This window comes from Caballeronia sp. dw_276, assembly GCF_018449635.1.
Lineage (GTDB): Bacteria > Pseudomonadota > Gammaproteobacteria > Burkholderiales > Burkholderiaceae > Caballeronia.
In genome coordinates this window covers 102,371-126,922 of sequence record NZ_JAAVUV010000004.1, presented here as the reverse complement: position 1 = coordinate 126,922, position 24,552 = coordinate 102,371, and the positions used below count along the sequence as shown (strand labels likewise).

Below are 24,552 nucleotides of genomic sequence, written 5' to 3'. Positions count from 1 at the left end.
GATGCACGCTTGTTTCAGCAGCTTGGTACGAGGCCTGATCGTGATCGGTCTGGCAAGCAGTGCATTCGCGGTCGGCGCGCAAGAGGATGCCGCAAGCGCGGTGCAAGCTGAAGAACCGGCGCAGACAGCGAGTCCCCGGCCCGCGTCGGGACCGGCCGTGAATACGCCTCGTCCGGAACGTACACGCGCTGCCAAGGCGTCAGCAGCAAGCGATGCCGCAAGCGGCGTCAAGGCAGACAACGTCATCCCCGTTCCGCCCGAAACACAATCCGTCACGCAACATTCCATCAGGCTCGACGGCAAGAAGATCGACTACACGGCCACGGCCGGCACTCTGCTCTTGCGCAACAACGCGGGTCAGGCCGAAGCCAGCATTTTCTACGTCGCGTACACGTCGGATCCAAAGCACGCCGCCGCGCGCCCGATCACGTTTCTTTTCAACGGCGGCCCAGGCGCAGGCACCATGTTCCTGCTGATGGGATCGTTCGGGCCCAAGCGCGCGCATACATCCAGTCCGGCCATCACGCCACCCGCGCCTTATGTGCTCGCGGATAACCCGGACAGTCTTGTCGATACAACCGATCTCGTCTTCATCGATGCCCCCGGCGCCGGCTTTTCACGCATCGTGGGCCGCGCGACGGGCAAGCAATTCTGGGGCGTCGACGAAGACCTCGGCGCGTTCGAGCATTTCATCGAGCGATACCTCACGGTGAACCAGCGCTGGAACTCGCCCAAGTATTTGCTTGGAGAGTCGTATGGCACGGCGCGCGCCGCCATGCTCGCGTATAAATTGAGTCAGAACAACATTCCGTTGAACGGCGTGGTGCTGATGTCGTCGGTGCTGAACTCGGCCACGCGCGCGCCCGGGACCGACCTGGAAGCCGTGAGCTATTTGCCGACGTACGCGGCCATTGCCTGGTATCACGGCAAGCTCGTGCCGAAACCGCCCAACCTGGAGACTTATCTCGCCGAAGTCCGCGCCTTCGCTGCAGGCCCTTATGCGCAAGCGTTGGCGAAAGGGGACGCGCTGCCCGATTCCGAACGCGATGCAATCGCGGCGCGCGTCGCCGAGTACACGGGTCTCAGCACGGAGTACGTCAAACAGACGCGGCTGGAAATCTGGCCATCGCGTTTTCGCAAACAACTGCTGCGCGGCGAGTCGCGCACCCTCGGACGATACGACGCGCGCTTCGAAGGCATCGACTACGACGACGCCGCCGAGCGCCCCGATTACGACGCTTCGGTAACGAGCGTGTCGAGCGCCTACGATGCCGCGCTGCATCAGCATCTTGTGCAGGATCTGCATTTCGACGCGCCCGATGCGTATCGCGTATTCAACGACAACGCGTTGTCGCAATGGAACTGGAAGCATCGGGCGTCGTGGGGCGAGCAATTGTCCCAGCCCTACGCGGCAGGCGATCTCGCCGCAGCGATGCGCCAGAACCCGCGCCTTCGCGTGTTGTCGCTCAACGGTTACTTCGACTTGGCGACGCCATTTTTTCAGACCGAATATGACTTGTCGCACATGGACCTGGACAAGTCCTTGCAGCCGAACATCCAGCGCACGTATTACCCGACGGGTCACATGATCTATCTGGACGACGCCTCGCTGCACACGCTTAAAGCCGACCTGACGCGCTTTTATAAAGCCGATAACGCCGCAAGCCCCTAAAGCAGCGGCAAACCGGCATCGCGCTTTACTTCGCGCAAGGACAACGTGGATTCAACCGCCGATACACCCGGCAGCACGCGCAGGACATCACGCATGAAGAGGCCGTAATCATCGAGATCACGCGCCACGACTTGCAGCAGATAGTCCGCCGTGCCCGAGATGTTGTGGCACGAGACAATGCGTGGAATCGCCTGAATTTCGCGCTCGAAGCGGTCCGATATCTTCCGATCATGCATGCTGAAACGCACTTGCACGAACGCGACCAGGCCGAGCCCTAACGCGGACCGTGAAAGGATCGCCCGATAGCCTTGTATATATCCATCCGCCTCGAGACGCTTGAGCCGCCGGGCGCACGGCGTTTCGCTCAAGCCGACGGTCTCGGCAATACTTGCGTTCGTGGCCCGGCCATCCGCCTGCAGCGCGATCAGGATTGCGCGGTCAATTTTATCGAGGTCCATTCGTCACTTATCCTCCAAAGAGGATTCGGATGTTAGTGCATTCCGCCCAGATTCACGCTTTTCTCGGCGGATCACGTCAAACATTCGTCAGGCGGGAAAATCCGTCGACCGCGCGAGACTTTCCCAGGCCTGAAGCTCGCTCTCGACGAACGCATTCTTTTCACGGATGCGAGCCACGGCATCCGTGCCCATTTGCAGCCTGAGCGGCGGCGTTTCTGCTTGAACCAGAGTCAGCATTGCACGCGCAAGGCGTTTCGGATCGCCCGGCTGCTTGCCGTTGTATGCCTTCGCTGTTGCGCGGACCCGGCCGGCGGTATCGGCGTAATCGTCGATCACGGTTTTCGATTCCACCACCGACGATGAATCCAGGAACTCAGTACGGAAATACCCCGGCTCCACGACCGTGACGTGAATTCCCAATGGCGCGAGTTCGGCATGCAGCGATTCCGACAAGCCTTCGACCGCGAACTTCGTGGACCCGTACACGCCGAAACCCGCGCCGACCTGATAACCGCCCAGCGACGAAATATTGATCACATGCCCGCCGCGCTGGCCGCGCATTTGCGGCAGGACGGCGCGCGTCACGTTGAGCAGTCCCAGGACGTTCGTCTCGTAGATGTTGCGGACTTCTGCCGCGCTCGCCTCTTCCACCGCGCCCGCCAAGCCGTAGCCGGCGTTGTTGACGAGTACATCGATGCGCCCGAACCGTTGCACCGCGAGCTTCACCGCTTCGTGCGCGGCGGCTTCGCTGGTGACGTCGAGGTCGATCGGCAGGAGGGCCGCCTGTTCGCCAAACGTTTCGGCGATGGCCTTCGATTTGCGCGCGGTCGCCACAACGGCGTCGCCATTGGAAAGCGCTGCGGCGGCGATTTCCGCGCCAATTCCACGCGATGCGCCCGTGATGAACCACACGCGTTTAAAGCTGGCTTGATCGGTCATTCTCATGCTCCCTGTTGGCATGGAAGCCGCGAACCGGCTTCCATGAAGCAGATCGTACGCATTCGATACCCCCGGAAAAACGGGTTCAAGGTACATTCGCTTTGAACCACAGGTTCATAATGGATCGAAACATGGACAAGGACCTGCTCGACGGCGTTGCGATGTTCCTCGCCGTTGCAGAGCACAAAAGTTTCACCCTCGCGGGCGCGCGCCTGCAGGTTTCGGCAACTGCGGTCAGCAAGTCGATCCGTGTTCTGGAACGGCGCCATGGCGTCTCGCTGTTCCAGCGCACGACGCGCCATGTGGCGCTCACCGAAGCGGGCGACGCGCTCTACAAGCGTCTACGTCCGGCGGTGGAAGATATCGATGGCGCGTTCGAGGCGCTCAACGGCTTTCGCGATAACGCATCCGGCACGTTGCGCGTGACCATGACGCGCTCGGCGTGCACGTTGTTGATCGAACCGATGATCGAACGTTTCCGCCTGGCGCATCCCGATGTCCACCTCGACCTCACGCTTGATGAAGCCGCCGTCGATCTGGTGGAAAGCGGTTTCGATGCCGGCATTCGGCTGGGGGAAGCGCTCGCGAAAGACATGGTCGCGCTTCGGCTGACGCCCGACATCACGTGGTCGATAGTCGGCAGCCCCGCGTACTTCGCCAGGGCGGGACGGCCGCAAACGCCGCAGGATCTGATCGGCCACGAGGGGATTCAGTATCGCTTCGGGGGTTCGGGCGCAATCCACAGATGGGATTTTCAGGTCGATGGCCGCAAGGTCATCGTCGACATTCAAAGCAAGATCACCGTCAACGACCGCAATACGCTGCTCGATTTCGCGCGCATGGGTTTGGGGCTGGCCTATATGGGCGACTTCGAGGTGAGCCGCGAACTTGCACGCGGCGAGCTGGAGCAAGTGCTGTTGCCGTTCACCCCGCCGAGCGACGGCCTGTACCTCTATTTCCCCGTTCGCACGCAATCGCAGGCCAAGCTCAGGGCGTTCATCGATGCGTTGAAGCCCGCGGCTTGATCACTTCGTCGCCTGATACCCATCAGTCAGCGTGTTCAGGAACGCAACCACGTCCTTGATTTCGGCTTCGTTCATCGCAGGTTTATCGCCCGGCTTGCGATCGAACGGCGCTTCCGTATTGATGTTCGACCAGTAGCGCCGTGGCAAGTCATCGAACTTCTGCACCTTGCCGTGGACGACTGGATAGAACTTCTCCGGGTTGGTGTCGCGTTGAACGTAGAAGCGCACGACTTCATCGAGCGAGTGATAGATGCCGTTGTGAAAGAACGCCTTGCGCGTTGCCACGTTTCTCAGCGACGGCGTCCTGAAGATGCCGCAATATTCCGCCTCGCCCTTCAGGTCCTTGCGCTCCGGGCCGCACGCGCCGAGATCGAAGAACTTCGGATCCTTGTTGATAGGCAATGCGCGATTGCGCGGCACGCCAACGGCAATCAAACCGAAGTCGCTGAATTGCGGCGGCGATCCATCCTTGGCGCGCTGGCTGATATGGCACGCGGCGCAATTGCCCTTCTTTTCATCGTTGAAAAGCTCCAGGCCGCGCAGTTCCGCTTCGTTCAGCTTTCCCTTGCCCGCGAGAAACGCATCGAACTTGCTCGTGTACGGATAGAACTGTTGCGGCGTCTGTTCGAAGGCTTCGAGGGAACGCAGGATGGCATCGAACGCTTTGTCGTCGCGATCGAATACGCCGGCGCCGAACGCCTCGCGGAACTCTACCGCGTACGGCGCGGCCTTGACCGCCGCCACGACTTGCGCCTGCGTGCTGCCCATTTCAAACGATGAAGTCAGCGGTATGCGCGCCTGATCCGCGCCATGATCCACGCGTCCGTCCCACGTCAGGCCGCCGGTCGGGCCCGCGTCGACGCTTTCATCGCCTTCGTCGTCCGAGTCGTGGAAATGCTGCGTGAATTGCGGCACCGACTGGAGATATCGCAGCGACGGAACCGCGCGAAAACCCGGCCTGTGCATATCGCTTCCGCCGAGTTGCACGGACAAACCATTCGGCGGCCCGAACGCATGACTCGGGCTATGGCACGACGCGCATGCGAGTTTTCCCGACCCGGAGAGCGACGGGTCCATGAACATCTTCTCGCCCACCGACGTCATCAGCTTCACCTGCGCAAAAACCTGCGCGCGAGATTTCGCTTCGCTTGCACTGTAAGACCCGGCTTGCGGCGTGGAAGACGCGGCGTGCGAATCGCAACCGGTCAAGACAAACGCGGAGATGCATAACGCGGCAAGAGACAGCGACAACGAAACAATGGATGGCATGTGCATAAGGCTTCAGGAAGAAGCCGAAGCGTATGACGTTCATATGTCACATGCGTGACATGACAAATTCCCTTCGTTGTTTCCGATTAAACCTGACATAGTCTTACTTAATGAAAGCAATATTAAATGTTCCTGTCAAATCCAGTTGGGACACTGCGGCACCGGCAAACCTGCAACCATCCGCCGGTTCCCCAACGACAGAGACCTATCGATGAACAAGAAACTCGTCCTCGCCGTGCCGCTCACGGCGTCGATCGCATTCGGCCTATACGCATGCGGCGGCAATGACGACAAGAAAGCCGACCTGACATCGGTTAAAAACATTGTCGTGATCTACGCGGAAAACCGCAGCTTCGACAACCTCTATGGCAACTTCCCGGGCGCAAACGGCTTGCAAGGCGTCACAGCCGCGAGCGCGCAACAGCTCGACCGCGACGGCAGCGTGCTGCCGGTATTGCCGCCCATCTGGAATGGCCTGACCGCTACCGGCGTCACGCCCGCGGTCACGCAAGCCATGACTGCGAACTTGCCGAATGCGCCGTTTGCCATCGATGACCCCGCCGGTTTCAACACGCCCCTGTCGCTGACCACGCGTGACCTGTATCACCGTTTCTATGAAAACCAGATGCAGATCAATGGCGGCAAGAACGACAAGTTCGCCGCATGGGCCGACTCGGGCGGCTTAGTCATGGGCCACTACAACACCAACGCCGACAAACTGCCGCTCTACAAGATCGCCCAGCAATACACGCTTGCCGACAACTTCTTCATGGGCGCGTTCGGCGGCTCGTTCCTGAACCACCAATGGCTCGTCTGCGCGTGCACGCCGGTCTATCCGAACGCGGACAAGAGTGTGGCGGCGGGATCGATTTCATCGGTGAATGCGGATGGTGTGTCGCTGAAGGTGACGGCGGCTTCCCCGGTATCGGCTGTCACCGGCATCCCGAAGTTCGTGAACTCGGGCAACCTGACGCCTGACTTCTTCGCCATCAATACGATGCAGCCGCCGTATCAGCCGAGCGGCAACACGCCGCCCACGGGCGGAGACGCAACGCTCGCCGATCCCGCTGTCGCGACCACGCTGCCGCCGCAAACGCAGACGCATATCGGCGATTTGTTGAATACGGCGAACGTATCGTGGGCGTGGTATGGCGGGTCGTGGGGCGCGGCGCTGGCCGATCGAACCAAGATCAGCGGCTCGACGAACTCGGTGCCGAACTTCCAGACGCATCATCAGCCGTTCAACTACTTTGCCGACCTGGCGCCGGGCACCACCAATCGCTCGCAGCATTTGCTCGATGGCGGCACGGACGGCACCGAGTTCATCAAGGCAATCGATGCCGGCACGCTGCCGTCCGTTGCGTTCTACAAGCCGCAAGGCAACTTGAACGAACACGCGGGTTACACGGACGTGGCTTCGGGCGATGCACACATCGCGAACGTGATCCAGCATCTGCAGGCGAGCCCGCAGTGGAAGAACATGATCGTGGTCGTGACATACGATGAAAACGGCGGCTTCTGGGATCACGTGGCGCCGCCGAAGGGCGATCGCTGGGGTCCGGGTACGCGCATTCCGGCGCTCGTGATTTCGCCGTTCGCGAAGAAGGGTTTTGTCGATCACACGCAATACGACACGACATCGATCCTGCGTCTGATCACCGCGCGTTATTCGTTGCCGAAGTTGCCGGGCCTGACGGCACGCGATGCCGCGATGGTTGCGGCCGGCGGCAAGCCAATGGGTGACCTGACGGCGGCATTGGACTTCTGATAACACCAAGCCTGGCGAATAAAGCGCGATGTGGCTCACGGGCCCATCGCGCTTTCTCGACGTCTTTTCATTGCCGTTTGCGAGACCAAAAAAAATCCGCAATTGGAGACCCGGAAATCCGGACCCGCCAACTGCGGACATCTGCTTCTGCTTCTACGCCAAGCTTAGTGCGCGAGGAACGACCTTAACTTCTCCGACCGGCTCGGATGCACGAGCTTGCGCATTGCCTTGCTTTCGATCTGGCGAATCCGCTCACGCGTCACGTCGAACTGCTTGCCGACCTCTTCCAGCGTATGGTCGGAAACCGTATCGATACCAAAACGCATTCTCAGCACCTTCGCCTCACGCGGCGACAGCGAATCGAGCGCATCCTTGATCGCGAGACGCATGTCCGCATGCATGGCGGCGTCGGCCGGCGACTCGGTCGCCGAATCTTCCACCATATCGCCGAGCGTGGTGTCGCCGTCTTCGCCCAAAGGCGTTTCCAGCGAAACCGGCTGACGCGCAATTTTCAGAATGCTGCGGACCTTCTCTTCCGACAAGTCGAGGCGAACCGCCAGCACCGACGGATGCGCTTCCTGCCCGGTCTGCTGCAGGATTTCACGCGATACACGGTTCAGCTTGTTGATGGTTTCGATCATGTGCACCGGCACACGAATGGTCCGGCCCTGGTCGGCGAGCGAACGCGTCACGGCCTGGCGAACCCACCACGTGGCGTAAGTCGAAAACTTCCAGCCGCGACGATATTCGAACTTGTCCACTGCCTTCATCAAGCCGATGTTGCCTTCCTGGATCAGATCCAGGAAATGCATGCCGCGATTCACGTACTTCTTCGCAATCGAGATCACCAGACGCAAGTTCGCTTCCGTCATCTCACGCTTCGCCTGACGCATCTTGTGCTCGGCCGAAGTCATCTGCTTGTTCAGCGCCTTCAGTTGCGACAACGGCAACATCAATTGCGCTTCAATCTCGATCAGCTTTTGCTGTTCGGCCTGAATGGCAGGCAGCGCGCGCTCGAGCGCCTTGCCATACGAATTCGATGCCGCAGCGTGACGCATGGTCCACTCGAGATCGGTCTCGTGACCCGGGAACACTTCGACAAACTTCTCGCGCGGCATGCCCGCGAGATCCACGGCGATCTTCAGGATACGACGCTCGATGGTGCGAACCTGCTCGACCTGCTCATGCACTTCGGCGCACAACCGGTCGATGGTACGCGCGGTAAAACGCACGGTAGCCAGTTCGTTCTGGATGTGTTCCTGCACGGTCGGCCAGTCGCCCGTACGCGAATCGTCCGCGCTGTATGCCGCGTGGAATGCGTCGAATTGATCGCGCACGTTGACGAAGATCGGCAGGCAATCGCGCAGCAAGTGCTTCAGGCGCGTGGCGTTTGCACGCGTGGCTTGTTCGTCGTCGGTTTCGCCTTCTTCGTCGTCGCTTTCCGACGCGAGTTCGGCTTCATCGATTTCGGCGTCCGAGTCGTCGACGGCTGCTTCGTCGAGCGTGCTCACGTCCTTGAAACCATCGACGAGTTCGTCGATACGCAGTTCACCCGCCACGACCTTGTCCACCGTCGTGAGAAGCGTCACAACCGTCGACGGACATGCGAACGCCGCCTTGATCATTTCGCCAAGGCCGTCTTCAATGCGCTTCGCAATCTCGATCTCGCCGGCACGCGTCAGCAACTCCGTGCTGCCCATTTCGCGCATATACATGCGCACCGGGTCGGTCGTGCGGCCGAATTCCGAATCCACGGTCGCGAGCGTGACTTCCGCTTCTTCGTCCGATTGCTCGTCCGACACCGCGGTCGGCGTGGAATCGTTCAGCAGCAGCGTCTCGGAGTCCGGCGCTTCTTCGTAGACGGCCACGCCCATGTCGCGGAACGTGCTGACGATGGTTTCGATAGCCGACGTCTGGGCAAAGTTACCGGGCAGGTGGTCGTTGATCTCCGCGTGCGTCAGATAGCCTTGCTGTTTTCCCAGCTGGATCAACGCGCGCATCTGGCGTTGACGTTCGTCGGCCTGCTCGGGCGAGACGGTGCCTTCGTCCATTGGACGCGACATCTTGTCTGCGGACCCACGGCGGGCTTTCGATTTTTTGGCAGGAACGCCGTTTCCGGCGGTAGATTCGGTTGGATCAAAACTTGTCATACATTTCCTCGATAGCCTTGCTCTGAGAAAAGCAAACCGGTGCACAGGCGGTCAGACACGCGCAATACCGTGAAGACCGACAGGATCGTCACCTCGGGTTGAACTCATCAAATGCGTTGATTCGAGCAAGCTGAATCAGTTGGAGGCGGGGAGCGCTAACAAGCGCAGGATTCGCGCGGGTCGTACAGTCTATAGCAACTTGAATGCTGCAGGTGCGTTACGCGCTAATTAACGGGCGTTTCCAGCATCTTCACGCAGCGAAACAACAACATTTAATCGGATACGAGTTCATTTGCGGACGAATCGGGCCGAATCAAGGCCGCAGCGGGCTTGGGCAAGTTTGAATTCATCTGGTCGCGCCCCGTTTGTTTGCTGTTTGCAAAAGTGAAACTACCGTCCTTAGATTCGGTTTGGCCGAAAAATTCCCGTCAATTGTCTGCGGCACCGTGCCGCAGCGCCTTGATGCGTCGCCGTTAAGTATCCGCGAAAACGCTTAATGTAATCGCATTGCGATTAAAGGCATTTCATTGCGATTTTTTTCTTCATATCCTGCTTCTCAGACGCGGCCCTTTAGCTGATTCGAGCGACAGCCGGTGCCCTTCCCGAGGACTGGAACATGAATGACGTCACGACGTTGATTGCGGCGCTGAAAAGCGAAATCGGAGCCGATGCAGTTTTGACCGGCGAGTCCGATCTCGCGCCCTTCACCGAAGACTGGCGCGGCCGCTACAAAGGCCCCGCCGCGGCTGTCGTGCAGCCGTCGAACACGGCGCAGGTCGCGGCGGTCGTCCGGCTTTGCGCGGCGCACGGGGTGCCGGTCCTGCCGCAAGGCGGCAACACCAGCCTCTGCGCCGGCGCGATTCCGCGCAATGAAGGCGTGGCGCCCGTCATCGTCAATCTGGCGCGCATGCGGCGCATCCGTCACGTCGACGCCGCCAATGGTTCCATGGAGGTCGAAGCCGGCTGCGTACTCAAAACCGTGCAGGACGCGGCCGCTGCCGAAAACCGGCTCTACGCGGTAAGCCTCGGCGCGGAAGGTTCGTGTCAGATCGGCGGAAATTTGTCGACGAACGCAGGCGGCACGGGCGTCGTGCGCTACGGCAACACGCGCGACAACGTGCTCGGCCTGGAAGTCGTTCTCGCCGATGGCACCATCTGGAACGGCCTGCACGCGCTGCGCAAGGACAACACCGGCCTCGACCTGAAGCATTTGTTCATCGGGACGGAGGGCACGCTCGGGATCATCACGGCGGCCACGCTGAAACTGCATCCGCTGCCGACACAACACGCGCTCGCGTGGTTCGCGCCAACCGATCCGGCCGCCGCGTTGCAAATCCTCGGCATGTTCCAGGCCGCGTGCGGTTCACGCCTCTCCGCCTTCGAGATGATCAACCGCCGTCAACTGGAACTGGTTATCGAGCATGTGCCGGGGCGGCGCAATCCCCTCAGCGAATTGCATGAATGGCACGTGCTCGTCGAACTCGCCGATACAAACGGCGGCGACGAAATGGCCGCCCTGCTTCAGCAAACGCTCGAGCTTGCTACCGAACAAAGCCTGATTCACGACGCGATCCTCGCCAGCAACGAGACGCAACGCGCGACGCTCTGGGAGATTCGCCATAGCGTCTCGGAGGCGAACAAAAAAGGCGGCGTGGGTCTCACGACGGATTGCGCAGTGCCGGTATCGGCGGTTCCTGCGTTTATCGAACGGGCGACGCTCGCCGTGCACGCCATTGTCCCCGCGCTCGACATCCTGGTGGTCGCGCATCTTGGCGATGGCAACGCGCATTTCATCCCCTTCTTTACCTTCGACGCCTGGCGCGAACTCCCCGATCCCACCGCGATGGCCAATGCCATGCGCCGCTGCGTGAACGATGTCGCGCACGAATTGCACGGCACGTTCAGCGCGGAGCATGGCGTCGGGCAAACCGGATTGCCGGAAATGGCGCACTACAAGTCACTGGCGGAACTGGGCCTGATGCGCGCCGTGAAGAACGCGCTCGATCCGCAGAATCTTTTCAATCCGGGACGTCTGATTCCTTGAACGTCCCTGCCTGATCCGGGCCGCCGCAAAAAGAAGCCCGGACATTCGCACCCCTAGCGTTTCTGTTTCCATCCACACCCTTGGAGCCGACATGAAAAAGCAGCCCGCACGCGATGAGATTCAAGCGATTCAAAATCCCGGCCGCCGCACGGTCATCAAGACTGCTGCCGCCGGTGCGGCGGCGGTCGCGTTCCCGTTCGTCTGGACGCCGTCGCGCGCGGCGAGCAAACGCATCGTGATTCGCGACGATGGCGGCATCTACACGAAAGCGTACGGCGCCGTTTTCTACAAGCCGTTCACGGAAAAGACCGGGATCGAAGTAGTCGGGGTTCAGGCGAACGCCGAACCGACCGCGCAGATCAAGAGCATGGTCGAGACCGGCAGCTATACCTGGGACATGGCGAAGATCAGCCAGCCGGCGATCCTCCTGCTCACCGGCGGCGGCAAGGAATATCTGGAGAAGCACGGTCTCGAAGCCGACCCGATGATCTCGAAGATTCCTGCGCAGTACATGTCGCCATATGGCGTCGGCACGAACGTTTATACGACCGTGCTTGCGTATCGCACGGATGCGTTCAAAGGCCGCAAGGCGCCGACGTCCTGGGCCGATATGTGGAACGTGAACGACTTTCCGGGTCGTCGCGGCTTGCGCAAATATCCGTTCGATACCTTCGAGGAAGCGCTGATGGGCGCGGGCGTCCCGGCATCGCAGGTCTATCCGGTCAATTTCGATAAAGGCATTGCAAGTCTCGACAAGATTTCGAAGCACGTGGACGTGTGGTGGACGACGGGCTCGCAAGTCGAACAGATGCTCGGTTCGGGTGAAGTCGACATGATCAGCACGTGGGTGTCACGCGCGCAATCGGCGATTGCAAATGGCGCGCCGGTCGCGATTGTGTGGAACCAGAACATCTGGGGCTGCGACAACTGGTCGATTCTCAAAGGCACGCCGAACGCCGCCGCATGCCGCGAGTTCATCAAGTTCGCATCCGATCCGAAGCGTCAGGCCGCGCTCGTCGAATACTTCCCTGCAGGCGTGACGCAGCCCGAAGCATTCAACTTCATCAAACCGGAGATCGCGAAGAATTGCCCGACGTTCCCGGAAAACATGAAGAACGGCCTGCATATCGATGCGAAATTCTGGCAAGAAAAACAAAGCGTCGCGCTGGAAAAATTCAATAGCTGGATCCTGACGTAAGTCTTTCAAGTCACCGCGTTTTACTGCAAGGGATGCCATCAACATGTCTGCCTCGAATCTTCAAATCACGGGACTGTGCAAGCGCTACGGTGACTTCGTCGCGCTCGCTCCCATCGATCTCGATGTCGCCCAGGGCGAATTCCTGACCCTGCTCGGACCGAGCGGTTCGGGCAAGACCACGTTGCTGAGTCTTATCGCCGGATTGTCGCAACCGGACGATGGACAAGTGCGCATCAATGGCGTCGATGTGACGTATGGCGCGCCATATGAACGGGACATCGGCATGGTGTTTCAGAACTATGCGCTGTTCCCGCACATGACGGTCGCGGAGAACGTCGCGTTCCCGCTGCAGATGCGCAAGACCGACGCAAAGGCCACGCGCGAGAAGGTCATGCAGGCGCTGGAAATGGTGCATCTGCCGCATGTGGCCGGACGTTATCCGCGTGAATTGTCGGGTGGCCAGCAACAGCGGATCGCGCTCGCGCGATGCATGGTCTACAGACCGTCGATCATCCTGATGGACGAACCGCTCGGCGCGCTCGACAAGAAACTGCGCGACCAGATGCAACTGGAGATCAAGCGGATTCATCGTGATCTCGGGACGACGATTGTGTACGTCACGCACGATCAGGAAGAAGCGATGACCATGTCCGATCGCATCTGCCTGATGAACGCGGGTTCTATCGCGCAGCTTGGATCGCCGGCCGATTTGTATTTCCGGCCGAAAAGCGTCTTCGTTGCGGACTTCCTGGGTGAATCGAATCTGCTCGATGCAGTGGTCACCGGCCGCACCGGCGATCAGGTGCAGATCTGCGTGCAGGGCGGCGCGAATGTGAACGCCATGGCGTACGACACCGTGATCCGCGATGGCAAGCCCGTGAAACTGATGCTTCGTCCGCAGAACCTGCAGATCCACGATGGTCCACCGGCCGGGTTCATCAATGGCGGCACGTTGTCGGCGAAGCTCACTGACATCATGGTCACCGGCAGCATGACGAAGCTTTACTTGCAGTCGCATATCACCGACGCACCACCGCTCGTCGCCGCGTTTCCCACCAACCGGCTCGGTAGCCAGTACGAAATCGGGCAGACGCTCGGGCTTTCGTGGCTGACTGCGGACGCTGTTGCGATCGCGGGGTAAATGATGAATCGCTCCGCCTTGGTCGCCGAACAACCGCATCCCGAGATGCTCCCGCACCGTCCTGCGCGATGGCGCGCCTGGTTGCGTCCCGGCGCGATGAGTGCGCCGATCGTGATCCTTCTGCTCGTGATGCTGGTCTATCCCGTCGGGCAGTTGCTGCTCCTGAGCGTGCATAACGGCACGGGGTTCACGCTCGTGGAATACAAGCGGCTGTTTGCCTCGTCGGTTTATGTGGATGTGTTGGTCATCACGCTGAAGGTCTCCTTGTGGACCACGTTCTTTTCGGTGCTGACCGGGTATCCGATCGCGTATCTGATTTCATCGTTGACGCGGGAACGCAAGAATCGTCTTCTGTTCTGGGTCCTGCTTTCCTTCTGGACCAGCTTTCTCGTGCGCACATTTGCATGGGTCGTGCTGCTCGGGCGCAACGGCGTGATCAACCAGGTTCTGATGGGGTTGGGGATTATCGACCGGCCGATGAACCTGCTTTACAACTTCTCTGCCGTGATTGTCGGCATGGTCCACGCGTTGATGCCGCTCGCGGTGCTGACCATGTTGTCGGTGATGGAGAATATCGACCGGCGTTTGCCGAGCGCTGCGGCAACGCTCGGTGCGCGTCCCGGCACGGTGTTCTGGAAAGTGTATTTTCCGTTGTCCCTGCCGGGCGTCGCGGCAGGCGCATTGATGGTCTTCGTCACGGCAATCGGCTTCTTCATCACGCCTACGCTGCTCGGCGGACGTCATCAAACAATGATCACGCAACTGATCATCGATCAGGTCATGCAGGCGTTGAACTGGGGTTTCGCGGGCGCGATTTCCGTGTTGCTGCTGGCGGTCGTGCTGATCGTGTTCCTCATCTATGACCGCCTGGTCGGACTGTCGACAATGGCCGGCGGCTCCTCCGCACGCGGCCCGAAACACGGCGGCGGATTCGGCCGCAAACTCGGCGATTTCATCCTGACGACGCTAGGGAACGTCACTGATCTCGTCATCGGCCTGCTGCCGAAACGGCGCAAACGCGCAGCCGAGGGTGCGAGCCTCACCTTGCGTGCGGTCGTGATCCTGCTGCTCGTGTTTCTGAGCGCGCCTGCGTTCCTGATGATCCCGCTTTCCTTCGATTCAGCTTCCGGCCTTGCATGGCCGCCGCACGGATTTTCGCTGCAGTGGTATCGGCAGATCACGGATTCGCCGTTGTGGATGCAGGCCATCACACGTTCGATGCTCGTAGGTATCGGCACCGGCATTCTTTCGATGCTGATCGGCACGCCCGCCGCTTTCCTGCTCGTACGCGGCGGCATGAAAGGCAAGGCCGCGATGCTCGCGTTCGTGCTCGCGCCGATCGTCGTGCCGCGCATGATCATCGCGGTCGGCGTGTTTTATTTCTTCGCGAAGATCGGGCTGATTGGTTCGTCGTATGGACTCGTGCTGGCGCATACGGTGGTTGCCGTGCCGTACGTGGTGATCACCATGATGGCCGTGCTGCGCAACTACGACACACGCCTCGACCTCGCCGCGCAAAGCATGGGCGCGCGTCCGTGGGCCACATTGCGCCGCGTCACGTTCCCGATCCTTGCCGCAGGTTTGATGTCGTCGTTCCTGTTCGCGTTCGCAACGTCCTTCGATGAACTCACCATCGCCCTCTTCTCGTCGGGCGGTTTGAGCACGACCCTGCCCAAGCAGTTCTGGGACGAAATCACGATGCAGATTTCGCCGGTCATCGCGGCGGTATCGACGTGTTTGTTTGTGTTTATTGCGGTGCTGATCTGGGTCGCCGACCGCTTGCGCCGACGCAGCCTTGCTTCTTGAATAACCTTGATTTACAGGACTTGCTCATGCTTTCAGCTCAACAACTGCGTGGCGTTTTTCCGGCCATTCCAACCCCCGTCAATCCCGACGACACCATCAACGCCGATGCCGCCCGCGCCCTGATGCGCTATCTGCTGAAGCAAGGCGTGGATGGGGTGGTGCCTCTCGGCGGCACCGGTGAATACGGCGCGCTTTCGCGCGCGGAACGCATTCGTATGGCCGAAATCACGGCGAAGGAAGCAGCGGGAAAGATTCCGGTAATCGCCGGCGTGCTTGATCCCGGCTATCACGACGCGATGCAGGCCGGCAAGGATTTCGCCGCTGCGGGCGCCGATGGTCTGCTCGTGCTGACGCCCTATTACACGAACCCGACGCAAGGCGGCATTCGCGACTACTTCCTGCGTTACGCCGATGAATCCCCGTTGCCGATTCTCATCTACGAAATCCCGTACCGCACACGCATTGCGATTGCGCCCGAAGTCCTGCATGAGTTGTCGAAGCACGAGCGGATCATTGGCATGAAGGCGTGCAACACGGACATGTGGCACTTCTTGCGCACGGTCGCGGGCGTCGATGAATCGTTCGCCGTGTTGAGCGGCGAGGACACGCTGTTCCCGCTGCACGTGGCGGCTGGTGCGCGCGGTGGCATCGTGGTGACGGCGACGTTGTTGCCGACCGCGTGGAAAAAGATCTACGACCTGGCTCGCGAAGGCAAGACGCAGGACGCGCTCGCGCTGCATCGCTCGCTGATTCCGTTGATGAACATGGCCTTCGCCGAGACGAATCCGGGCCCGATGAAGTCCGTGATGGATCTCATCGATGTCCACGCACCCCACATGCTCGCGCCGCTGGTTCAGGCAGACCCGGCGTTGTCGGCGAATCTGCGCGCCGAACTGGAAAAGCAACTCGATCTGTTCGAACGCAAGCGTTGATTTGGACGCTCAGCGCTTGTAGCCGGAAAGCCGCGCCTTCGATATGGAAGTCGCGGCGACCTGCACGTGCTGCGCAAGTTCTGCTTCAACGCGTTCGATTGACCAGCGCGACGTGGGCACGGAAATGTTGATCGCAGCGACCGCCATGCCGCCGTGATCCGTCACCGGCGCAGCCACGGAAATATCGCCGAGCACGGTTTCGTTTTCGATCACTGCGTAGCCGCGCCGCGCGACCTTGCGCACGCGTTCAAGCAGTTTGTCGGGATTGGTTTCGGTGTAATGCGTGATGGGATCGAGCCGCGTTTGCGAAAGGATTTCGCGCACGCGGTCATCGGAAAGGCGCGACAGGATCGCGATGCCCGATGCCGTGAACATGGCCGGCAAACGCGCGCCAACCACGATGTCGATGTTGACCAGATGCTGCCCTGGAAAGCGCGCGACGAACACGATCTCGTGGCCGTCGAGCTCCTGAAGGTTGGTGGTTTCGCCAAGCCGGCGGCTGATGTCGAGAAGATACGGCGAGGCTTTATCGATGAGTTCGTTTGCGCGCACGTAGTTGTACGAGAACTGCAGCACCTTGGTGGTCAGGCCGTAGTTGCGCGTTTCCGGCACGCGATACAGATAGCCAAGCACTTCGAGTGTATGCACGAGGCGTTGCGTGGCGCTGCGATCGAGGCCGGAAGCGCGGGCGATATCGACGAGGGTCATGTGGCGGCTCGGACCGTCGAACGCGTGCAGGACCTGGAAGGCTTTTTCGGTTGATCCGACAAACAGCGACGAGCGCTGAGCCCCTTTCTCGCCTGACTCTTGTGGCTTGCCGGCAGCGCTTTTGACCATGCTTGTTTGGTTCTTGAAAGTATCGGATTGTGATTATCACAATTGTAGTGCAATCGAATCGGGGAGCTTGAATGGTTTCATCGGTGGCCGATTACCGGCTTGCTGCGCGCCGGCGTTTGTCGCGTTTGGCGTTTGATTATCTCGATGGCGGCGCGGAAGACGGCGACGCGTTGAAGCGCAATATCGACGCGTACAAACAATGGCTTTTCAAGCCGCGCGTGCTCAAAGACGTGTCGATTTGCTCGACGGCGACGCAGTTTTTCGGACGTGAAGCCGCCGCGCCGATGATCGTCGGACCAACGGGCCTGAACGGTCTTTTCTGGCCGCGCGCCGATGAACTTCTCGCTCAAGCGGCGAGCCGCGCGGGTTTGCCGTTCGCGTTATCGACTGCATCGACGTCGCTACTCGAGGACGTGCGCGCCGCCGCGCCGCAAGGCGACTTGTGGATGCAGCTCTACGTGCAACAGGATCGCGGCATTGCGGAAGACATCATGCGGCGGGCGAGCGCCGCGGGTTTTTCGACGCTTCTCTTGACCGTCGACGTCCCTGTGCACGGCAAGCGCGATCACGACACGCGCAACGGATTCAGGTTGCCGTTGAAGCTGACGCCGAAGCTCATCGCCGATTGCGTAATGCATCCGCGCTGGTCGATGCAAATGGCGCGCTTCGGTTCGCCGCAATTGAAGAACATTGCGAAGAGCGTGGGCGAGCGCGCGGATTTATCGCGTCATTCGGCCATGCTGAGCCGGCAGATGGATCTGAGCCTGGGATGGACGGACCTCGACTGGGTACGCAAACACTGGAGCGGAAACGTCGTCGTGAAAGGCTTGATGAGCGCCGACGATGCAACGCTCGCGTTGAAGCATAGTGCGGATGGCATCGTTGTATCGAACCATGGAGGCCGGCAACTGGGGAGCACGTTCGCGCCCATGGAAGTGTTGCCGCGAATCGTGGATGCCGTTGGCGACAGCATGACCGTGTTGATCGACGGCGGTGTGCGCCGCGGCAGCGACGCATTGAAAGCGGTCGCATTGGGCGCGCGCGGCGTACTGCTCGGGCGCGCGCCGTTGTATGGCGTCGCAGCAAGCGGCTTGCCGGGCGCTGCCGGAGTCCTCGATTTGATGATGGATGAAATGCTGATCGCGATGTGTTTGCTCGGATGCCAGACACTCGCGGACCTTGGCCCGGCGTTTATCGGCAATGCGAATGATGTAGTCAATCACGCGCCACGTTGCACGGCGTGAAGCGCAGTACAAGCCCTCTATAATCCCGCCTTTCGAAGCGACCTGTTTGCATTCCGAAACGTGTTTGCATCGCTTCGACTGTTACGATTATTTGAGAAATTATGTCTACACTTCCGCCCTGCCCGCTCTGCGCGATGGAAAACACTTACGCCGACGCCGACCGCATCATTTGCGCCGACTGCGGCCACGAATGGTCCGCGACCGATACCGCTTCCGCCGATGAAAACGAAACGTCCGTCGTCAAGGACGCGAACGGCAACGTGCTCGCCAACGGCGATTCCGTCGTGTTGATCAAGGACCTCAAGGTCAAGGGTTCATCGATCACGCTGAAGGTGGGTACGAAGGTGAAAAGCATCCGGCTTGTCGGCGGTGACCATGAAGTCGATTGCAAGATGGACGCCGGAAGCTTCATGCTCAAGGCTTGCTATCTGAAGAAGGCTTAAGACTTCACGGGGTTGCCGTTTGCATCGGTATCGAAGGTCTGCGACTGGAATGCGAAGAAAAACGCGCGCCACGTGTTGTCCGGATACGCGATCATCAGCGCGCCGTCCTGGTACGCGCCGTTGTCCCGCGCATACTGGCCGCCGTTGCCCTGGTTCATGTGAATATCGTGAACGCCGTTGCCGGGAACGAAATGGAAATACTGATCCGGCTTGTTTTGCTCGGGTCCCCAGCGCGATCCGAACGCGTAGACAATCGACCCTTCCATGGCCATTGCGGTCACGACCGCGGCTTCCAGTTTGTCTTTCAGGTCATTGTTCGCGCCGGGCGCGTCGGGCGGAACGGGTTTCATTGCCTTGGTATCAACAATCCCGCCGCGTACATAGTCGATTGCAAGACCACCGGGCGTCGATGACAACTTCGTGAAGCCGGGCGTGAGCGCGCCCAATTCCTGGACGAATGCATCGGGTAGCGTGTCGAGTTCTTCGAACAGCACGGTCGAAGGCGCGTGCGGCGCCGACGATTTCACATTCGATGCAATTCGATAAACCGTCGTGCCGCCGTGGACGAGAATCTGGTAATGGTCATCGTCTGCATTGCGGAGATGCCCGGTTACCGTGCCTTTGAGCACGCCGTAGTTGACTGACATGGGTTCCTCCCCTGGCTGGAATTTGATTCGCAGCAAAGTTCGAGCCGGTTCCCGGTTTTGGCGGTCGCCGAAACAAAAACCAGCGTAAATGTGCGCCTGCCATCAAACCGTCAAGGAAATATGCTCGGAGCGCCTTGGCATTTCCGCATCTTCGTTGTTATGTGCGCCCGAAAACATTTCGGCCGTTAAAGCGAATGTAATGTCACTAACACGACTCTTTGATCACTTAGAGTTGCCGTTCGAACACCGTAACCGCCCCTGGCATTGCGCATTCATGAACGCACACTCTCTTACCGACCATCACGTCAGCGACAGCAGCGAGAACAGCGGCGGACCGCGTCTAGGCCGCGCATTTGCTGCAAGGCTCGACATGACCATCAAGCGCTCGCGGCTGACATCGCAGCGCGTGGCTAAATCGCTTGGGGTGACAGAAGGCGATGTTGCGTTGTGGCGGGCAGGAATTACATTGCCGCGTAATGCGGATTGCCGGCGTTTGTCGGAATTGCTGCACGTGGATGTTTTGTGGCTAAGCGGCGGATCGGCGCCGGAGGAAAAACGCTGAAACCGCCCTAAGCTGCTTTAAGTCGCCTTACGTCGCCAGGCTCCAGCGCGCCTTGCCCATCGCCTTGGCTACGTTCAGGGCTTTATCCGCAGCGTTGAGTGCGGTCAAGACATCAGCGCCGTGATCGGGCACGAGCGCCACGCCAATGCTCGCACCTACATTCACCGAAACATGCGATGTCAGCGCAAACGCCGACGACATTTCATTGATGAGCCGGTCTGCGAACGCGGCGGCATCATCATGACCAGACGCACTGATGGTCACCACGAACTCGTCGCCGCCGATACGAAACACCATGTCGTCGGGGCCTTTCAGCGCATTCAGACGTCCGCCGATCATTACAAGCAAAAGGTCGCCGGCTTCGTGACCGTATTGATCGTTGACGGGTTTGAAACCATCCAGGTCAATGTAAAGCACCGCGGTTTTGCCGCCATTCCCCGACACCGTTTTGTAGCGAGTCTGCGACGCGTGAATCAATCCCGCACGGTTGGGCAAGCTGGTCAGCGCATCGTGCCGCGCACGGTGATCGTTTTCCCTTTCGGCTTTCATCGTGGAAACGAGCAGTCCGTTGAGGCGAAACGCAGCAATGCTCATTGCAACCAGATAGAACGGAATCTGGATCAGCGTAAGCGTAAGGATGAGTTCCGCGGACAAGGCCGCGGCAATGCAGCACGGACCAAGCGACAATAAGATCATGATCGCCACGAGCCGTGGCGCACCGAAATTCCTGAAGCAAATTCCGCCGACCATGGCGGCGGCCGACAAACAGGAAAGCGTTGCCGCAATCCAGTCGTTACTCAGGATGCTGATGAACGCGCCATAACCGACGCTTGCTCCCCACAGCACGCCTAGAAGCAAATACACGTCCGTAAATGTAGGCTGCCCACGACGCGCAGCCCGATGCGCCGCGACCAGCAAGGCCAGGCGCGTCCCGCACAGCAAGACTTCCATCGCCACCCACGCTATGAACGCTGGCGTGGGCTCACGCAATGTGATGGCGATTGAAACGGCAATGGTGTTGAGAACGCCGCCGGCAAAAATCGGCAGCGTGCCGAACAGACTTCCGATCAACGCAGCCCGTATATCGTCGGGAACGTCAGGGCCGGAATAGCACAGCCACGTTGTGAATCGCCAACGAGGCAGACTGAATGGCGCTAAGTTGGTATCCATGGATCTTTGCTTTTCTATGCGACTGCGTTTGCCACGTCGGCGTCGCACCTTCTGCCTGTCATGGACTCAATCGGTATGGTCAAGATCGGTCTGTCAAACGGATAACGCCAGCGGTCTTTAGGTCACTAAGTTGCGGCGTTGACGTGTGCTCAGGATTTTCCCTTAGCGGGATGACCGCACATGCGCGTATTCTAAGCCCGCTTACTAGCCGATAACCAGTCGCTCGCAGCTAATCAATGGTGAATAGCCTCTAACGCGGCCCAAGATGATTCGGCCAAGAATCACGTCTTCGAGGCAAAGGTAATGCAAGCGTGATTACGCCTTATCAAGCTTATCGGCGGCAATGCGATAATCTTGAGTTTTTAAAATGCAGGCGGTAAAAGGACAGCAATGCGCGGCCCAACCAAGAAACAACTGTCGTTGATCGAACTGGTCGACCAGGGCTTGAGCGTCGAGGAAATTGCGACGCGAACGGGCAAGCACCTTGCATCGGTACATAAACAGTTGAACCGGGTTCGGCGCAAAGTGCGTGAAGGTCACTATGCACCTACACCGCTTCCTATCGAAATGGCGGCCGCCACGCCGCGCATCTATCTTGCAGGTTTCGATGTCTTTCGAAGCGACGCTTCAAGTCATGGTGAAGCGCTCAAGGCGATGTGCCAGTCGCGCGGAACCATCGGCTTGTATCCGCTCGACGGAGAGATCCCGGACGAGCTTGATCACCGTGGAAAGGCGCAATGGATTTGTCACGCCAATATGGAGTCGATTCGCTCGGCGGATATCGTCATGGCGAATCTCAACGACTTTCGAGGGGCGGGCGAACCAGATAGCGGCACTTCGTTTGAAGTAGGATTTGCCGCTGCGCTAGGCAAGCCGGTATGGGCTTACACCGGGGAAAACCGGACGCTGATCGAGCGAGTATCAATTAGAAAGGAAGGAAATGCCTCGTATTGCGCCAATGGCTTCGTTGTCGAAGATTTCGGCTTGAACTTGAATCTCATGCTTGCATGCTCGGCACGCATTGTTGTGGGCGGCCCGGAGAATTGTCTCGATGCCATGGCCGTTGCGGGACTGATTTAAGCGCGCACGATCGTCACGCCCGACTTCTCAAGCGGTTTTGTCAGTGCCGGATCGGTCGCCTTCTCCACAATGATCGTCTGGGCGATCGCCAAGCCTCCAATCACGAATTGCGAAGCGGCGTTGATCTTGTCCGACGACGCCAGCACCACCGTCTCCGCCGCCCGCGCCGCAAGCGCCCGCTTCACATACGCTTCCTCGTAATCGCCGGTACTTAAACCCGCCGTGGGATGCACGCCGGTGACGCCCATGAAATAGATATCGGCCTGGATATGCGACATGGCTTCGATTGCGGCCGCGCCGACCGTCACGATGGAATGCTTGAAGAGCCGGCCGCCGATCACCAGCACTTCGATCATTGGATGATCGATCAGACCAACCGCGACGCTCGGGCTGTGCGTCACAACTGTCGCCCGCAAGTCGCGCGGGAGTTGCCGGATCAATTCGGCGGACGTCGTCCCGCCATCGATTATCACGACCTGACCATTTCCGATCATGGCCGCAGCGGCGCCGGCTATGGCGCGCTTGGCCGATGACTCGATCTCCCGCCGCTCCGCGAATGGCGCCACTGCGCTCGAGGCCGGCAGCGCGCCGCCGTGCACCCGCTGTAATAGCCCCTCGGCGGCCAGTTCGCGCAGATCGCGCCGGACCGTGTCCTCGGACACCTCGAAGGTTTCGCTAAGTTGCTTGGCAAGGACTTGCCCGTCGCGCGCCAAGGCATCGAGGATCGCTTTTTTTCGTTGAGACGTCAGCATGTTGGAAAACCCGTTTGCACGAAATATCTTGATATTGCACGAAACTGCACGATAACATGATGGCTCTATTTCCGCGATACCGGAGCCAAAAATGGTGACCACCACGAAAGACAGAGTCCGCATTATGGACACGGTCGTTCTCTCGGATGACTGGTACGTTCTCAAGAAAACCACCTTCGACTTCCTGCGCAGCGACGGTGTGTGGCAACGCCAAAGCCGCGAAACCTATGACCGTGGCAACGGCGCGACCATTCTGCTTTTTAATCGCGAGCAAAAGACGGTTGTATTGACGCGGCAATTCCGTCTGCCTGCGTTCGTCAACGGGCACGACGGCATGATGATCGAAGCCGCCGCCGGCCTGCTCGATAACGCCTCGCCCGAAGAACGCATTCGCGCGGAAGCGGAAGAGGAAACGGGTTATCGCGTGCAGAACGTCGAGAAGGTTTTCGAGGCGTATATGAGCCCGGGATCAGTGACGGAGAAACTGCACTTTTTCATTGCCGAATACGATGCTTCCTCGCGCGTGGGTCGCGGCGGCGGTGTTGCGGCGGAAGGGGAAGATCTCGAAGTTATCGAATGGCCACTTGGCGATGCACTCGATGCCGTGCGGCGCGGTGAAATTGTCGATGCAAAGACAATCATGTTGCTTCAGTTCGTGGCACTGAATCGCGTGTTGTGATTTAGCGTTTTCCGCTAATGATGCCGTTAAACCGCCTGCACTTAGCAGGAAACCCCTAGGCGATCAGCGTCACCATAATGGCTTCGAACACAGGGGCTGATCATGGTTTCGCTGCAATTGCTGATGGTGTTTATTGGTGCGCTCGCGGTGGTTTACGCGTTGCCCGGACCCGACATGGCGATCGTCTTGCAAATGAGCGCGTCGCGCGGGCTTAGACACGGTTTGTCGACCGCTGCAGGTCTTGCAGTCGCGCGCACGCTTCACGTCACGTTATCGGCACTTGGCGTCGCAGCGTTGCTACGCAGCGCGCCATGGCTTTATGACGGCGTGCGTATCGCCGGGTCGTTGTATCTGGCATATATCGCGATCCAGATTTTCCGCTCGCCGGCTTTTGGCCTTGATACGAACAACGCAGCATCGGGCATGGCGTACACGCTGCGCTCCGCATTCTTCAAAGGCATGATGAGCAGCTTGCTCAACCCAAAGGCGCTGCTGTTTTGCTCCGTGCTGCTGCCGCAATTCATTCATCCCGATGCAGGCGCGATCTGGTCGCAAGTCGTCGAACTCGGCGTGGTGCTGGTCGCGATGGGTGCTGCATTCGACACCACTCTGGCATTCGGCGCCACGCGAATATCGGGCTGGCTGCGCAGTCATCCGCGCGCGCAGGTCATGCAGCGCTGGACGTTTTCAGCAGCATTGCTGGCGTTTGCGCTGCGTTTGTCGATGGAATAAAAAC

The 24,552-nt window shown here is 59.6% G+C and carries 22 protein-coding genes; 14 read left to right on the top strand and 8 right to left on the bottom strand.

Annotation, left to right across the window (positions count from 1 at the left end):
- Position 1 precedes the first annotated feature (1 nt).
- Entirely contained in the window at positions 2-1,672 is a 1,671-nt protein-coding gene (locus HB633_RS09365) for a peptidase S10 (RefSeq protein WP_213777829.1), read from the top strand.
- Here the strand turns inward: HB633_RS09365 and HB633_RS09360 are convergent.
- Together HB633_RS09360 and HB633_RS09355 are read right to left on the bottom strand one after the other, a co-directional pair.
- Entirely contained in the window at positions 1,669-2,130 is a 462-nt protein-coding gene (locus HB633_RS09360; RefSeq protein WP_213777828.1) for an Lrp/AsnC family transcriptional regulator, read from the bottom strand. The two genes, HB633_RS09365 and HB633_RS09360, sit on opposite strands and share 4 nt — an antisense overlap.
- Positions 2,131-2,217: 87 nt before the next feature.
- The gene (locus HB633_RS09355) at positions 2,218-3,069 is read right to left on the bottom strand and encodes an oxidoreductase (RefSeq protein ID WP_213777827.1); all 852 of its coding nucleotides are present in this window, start codon (positions 3,067-3,069) and stop codon (positions 2,218-2,220) included.
- Positions 3,070-3,200: 131 nt separating this feature from the next.
- Here HB633_RS09355 and HB633_RS09350 point away from each other — a divergent pair, with 131 nt between their 5' ends.
- Positions 3,201-4,094, top strand: a complete 894-nt coding sequence (locus tag HB633_RS09350; RefSeq protein ID WP_213777826.1) for a LysR family transcriptional regulator — start codon at positions 3,201-3,203, stop codon at positions 4,092-4,094.
- Here the strand turns inward: HB633_RS09350 and HB633_RS09345 are convergent, their stop codons facing one another.
- The gene (locus HB633_RS09345; protein ID WP_255580833.1) at positions 4,095-5,363 is read right to left on the bottom strand and encodes a cytochrome c peroxidase; all 1,269 of its coding nucleotides are present in this window, start codon (positions 5,361-5,363) and stop codon (positions 4,095-4,097) included. It abuts the gene before it with no gap.
- A 211-nt stretch (positions 5,364-5,574) separates the two neighbouring features.
- On the opposite strand from HB633_RS09345, the gene HB633_RS09340 reads away from it, so the two are divergent.
- A complete protein-coding gene (locus HB633_RS09340; RefSeq protein ID WP_213777824.1) occupies positions 5,575-7,131 on the top strand; it encodes an acid phosphatase in 1,557 nt (518 codons plus the stop codon).
- Positions 7,132-7,295: 164 nt separating this feature from the next.
- On the opposite strand, the gene rpoD is transcribed toward HB633_RS09340, so the two are convergent.
- On the bottom strand, positions 7,296-9,194 hold the full coding sequence (rpoD, locus tag HB633_RS09335; protein ID WP_255580832.1) for an RNA polymerase sigma factor RpoD: 1,899 nt from the start codon (positions 9,192-9,194) through the stop codon (positions 7,296-7,298).
- A gap of 703 nt (positions 9,195-9,897) precedes the next feature.
- Here rpoD and HB633_RS09330 point away from each other — a divergent pair.
- From HB633_RS09330 to dapA, 5 genes are all read left to right on the top strand, one after another.
- A complete protein-coding gene (locus tag HB633_RS09330) occupies positions 9,898-11,325 on the top strand; it encodes an FAD-binding oxidoreductase (RefSeq protein ID WP_213777822.1) in 1,428 nt (475 codons plus the stop codon).
- Between the two features lie 91 nt (positions 11,326-11,416).
- Positions 11,417-12,523 carry an ABC transporter substrate-binding protein gene (locus tag HB633_RS09325; RefSeq protein ID WP_213777821.1) on the top strand — a complete coding sequence of 369 codons (1,107 nt, stop codon included), beginning with the start codon at positions 11,417-11,419 and terminating at the stop codon, positions 12,521-12,523.
- Between the two features lie 43 nt (positions 12,524-12,566).
- Positions 12,567-13,664 (top strand): ABC transporter ATP-binding protein, encoded by a 1,098-nt coding sequence (locus tag HB633_RS09320; protein WP_213777820.1) that lies wholly within the window; start codon positions 12,567-12,569, stop codon positions 13,662-13,664.
- 96 nt (positions 13,665-13,760) lie between these two features.
- Entirely contained in the window at positions 13,761-15,470 is a 1,710-nt protein-coding gene (locus HB633_RS09315; protein WP_213778202.1) for an ABC transporter permease subunit, read from the top strand.
- Between the two features lie 26 nt (positions 15,471-15,496).
- Positions 15,497-16,402: a 4-hydroxy-tetrahydrodipicolinate synthase gene (dapA, locus tag HB633_RS09310; RefSeq protein WP_213777819.1), complete on the top strand. Its 906-nt coding sequence runs from the start codon at positions 15,497-15,499 to the stop codon at positions 16,400-16,402.
- 9 nt (positions 16,403-16,411) lie between these two features.
- Here the strand turns inward: dapA and HB633_RS09305 are convergent, their stop codons facing one another.
- On the bottom strand, positions 16,412-17,239 hold the full coding sequence (locus tag HB633_RS09305) for an IclR family transcriptional regulator (protein WP_213777818.1): 828 nt from the start codon (positions 17,237-17,239) through the stop codon (positions 16,412-16,414).
- A gap of 71 nt (positions 17,240-17,310) precedes the next feature.
- Here HB633_RS09305 and HB633_RS09300 point away from each other — a divergent pair, with 71 nt between their 5' ends.
- Positions 17,311-18,483 (top strand): alpha-hydroxy acid oxidase, encoded by a 1,173-nt coding sequence (locus HB633_RS09300; protein WP_213777817.1) that lies wholly within the window; start codon positions 17,311-17,313, stop codon positions 18,481-18,483.
- 101 nt (positions 18,484-18,584) lie between these two features.
- A complete protein-coding gene (locus HB633_RS09295) occupies positions 18,585-18,926 on the top strand; it encodes a zinc ribbon domain-containing protein YjdM (protein ID WP_213777816.1) in 342 nt (113 codons plus the stop codon).
- On the opposite strand, the gene HB633_RS09290 is transcribed toward HB633_RS09295, so the two are convergent.
- The gene (locus tag HB633_RS09290; RefSeq protein WP_213777815.1) at positions 18,923-19,573 is read right to left on the bottom strand and encodes a YukJ family protein; all 651 of its coding nucleotides are present in this window, start codon (positions 19,571-19,573) and stop codon (positions 18,923-18,925) included. The two genes, HB633_RS09295 and HB633_RS09290, sit on opposite strands and share 4 nt — an antisense overlap.
- 274 nt (positions 19,574-19,847) lie before the next feature.
- On the opposite strand from HB633_RS09290, the gene HB633_RS09285 reads away from it, so the two are divergent.
- Positions 19,848-20,135, top strand: a complete 288-nt coding sequence (locus tag HB633_RS09285; RefSeq protein ID WP_213777814.1) for an XRE family transcriptional regulator — start codon at positions 19,848-19,850, stop codon at positions 20,133-20,135.
- A 27-nt stretch (positions 20,136-20,162) separates the two neighbouring features.
- On the opposite strand, the gene HB633_RS09280 is transcribed toward HB633_RS09285, so the two are convergent.
- The gene (locus HB633_RS09280) at positions 20,163-21,305 is read right to left on the bottom strand and encodes a GGDEF domain-containing protein (protein WP_213777813.1); all 1,143 of its coding nucleotides are present in this window, start codon (positions 21,303-21,305) and stop codon (positions 20,163-20,165) included.
- Positions 21,306-21,695: 390 nt separating this feature from the next.
- On the opposite strand from HB633_RS09280, the gene HB633_RS09275 reads away from it, so the two are divergent.
- Positions 21,696-22,385 (top strand): nucleoside 2-deoxyribosyltransferase, encoded by a 690-nt coding sequence (locus tag HB633_RS09275; protein ID WP_213777812.1) that lies wholly within the window; start codon positions 21,696-21,698, stop codon positions 22,383-22,385.
- Here HB633_RS09275 and HB633_RS09270 read toward each other — a convergent pair.
- Positions 22,382-23,137, bottom strand: a complete 756-nt coding sequence (locus HB633_RS09270; protein WP_213777811.1) for a DeoR/GlpR family DNA-binding transcription regulator — start codon at positions 23,135-23,137, stop codon at positions 22,382-22,384. The genes HB633_RS09275 and HB633_RS09270 overlap by 4 nt on opposite strands.
- 94 nt (positions 23,138-23,231) lie before the next feature.
- On the opposite strand from HB633_RS09270, the gene HB633_RS09265 reads away from it, so the two are divergent.
- Both HB633_RS09265 and HB633_RS09260 read left to right on the top strand, forming a co-directional pair.
- Positions 23,232-23,816 (top strand): NUDIX domain-containing protein, encoded by a 585-nt coding sequence (locus tag HB633_RS09265; RefSeq protein ID WP_213778201.1) that lies wholly within the window; start codon positions 23,232-23,234, stop codon positions 23,814-23,816.
- A gap of 102 nt (positions 23,817-23,918) precedes the next feature.
- Positions 23,919-24,548, top strand: coding sequence for a LysE family translocator (locus tag HB633_RS09260; protein WP_213777810.1), 630 nt, complete (start codon positions 23,919-23,921; stop codon positions 24,546-24,548).
- Positions 24,549-24,552 lie beyond the last annotated feature (4 nt).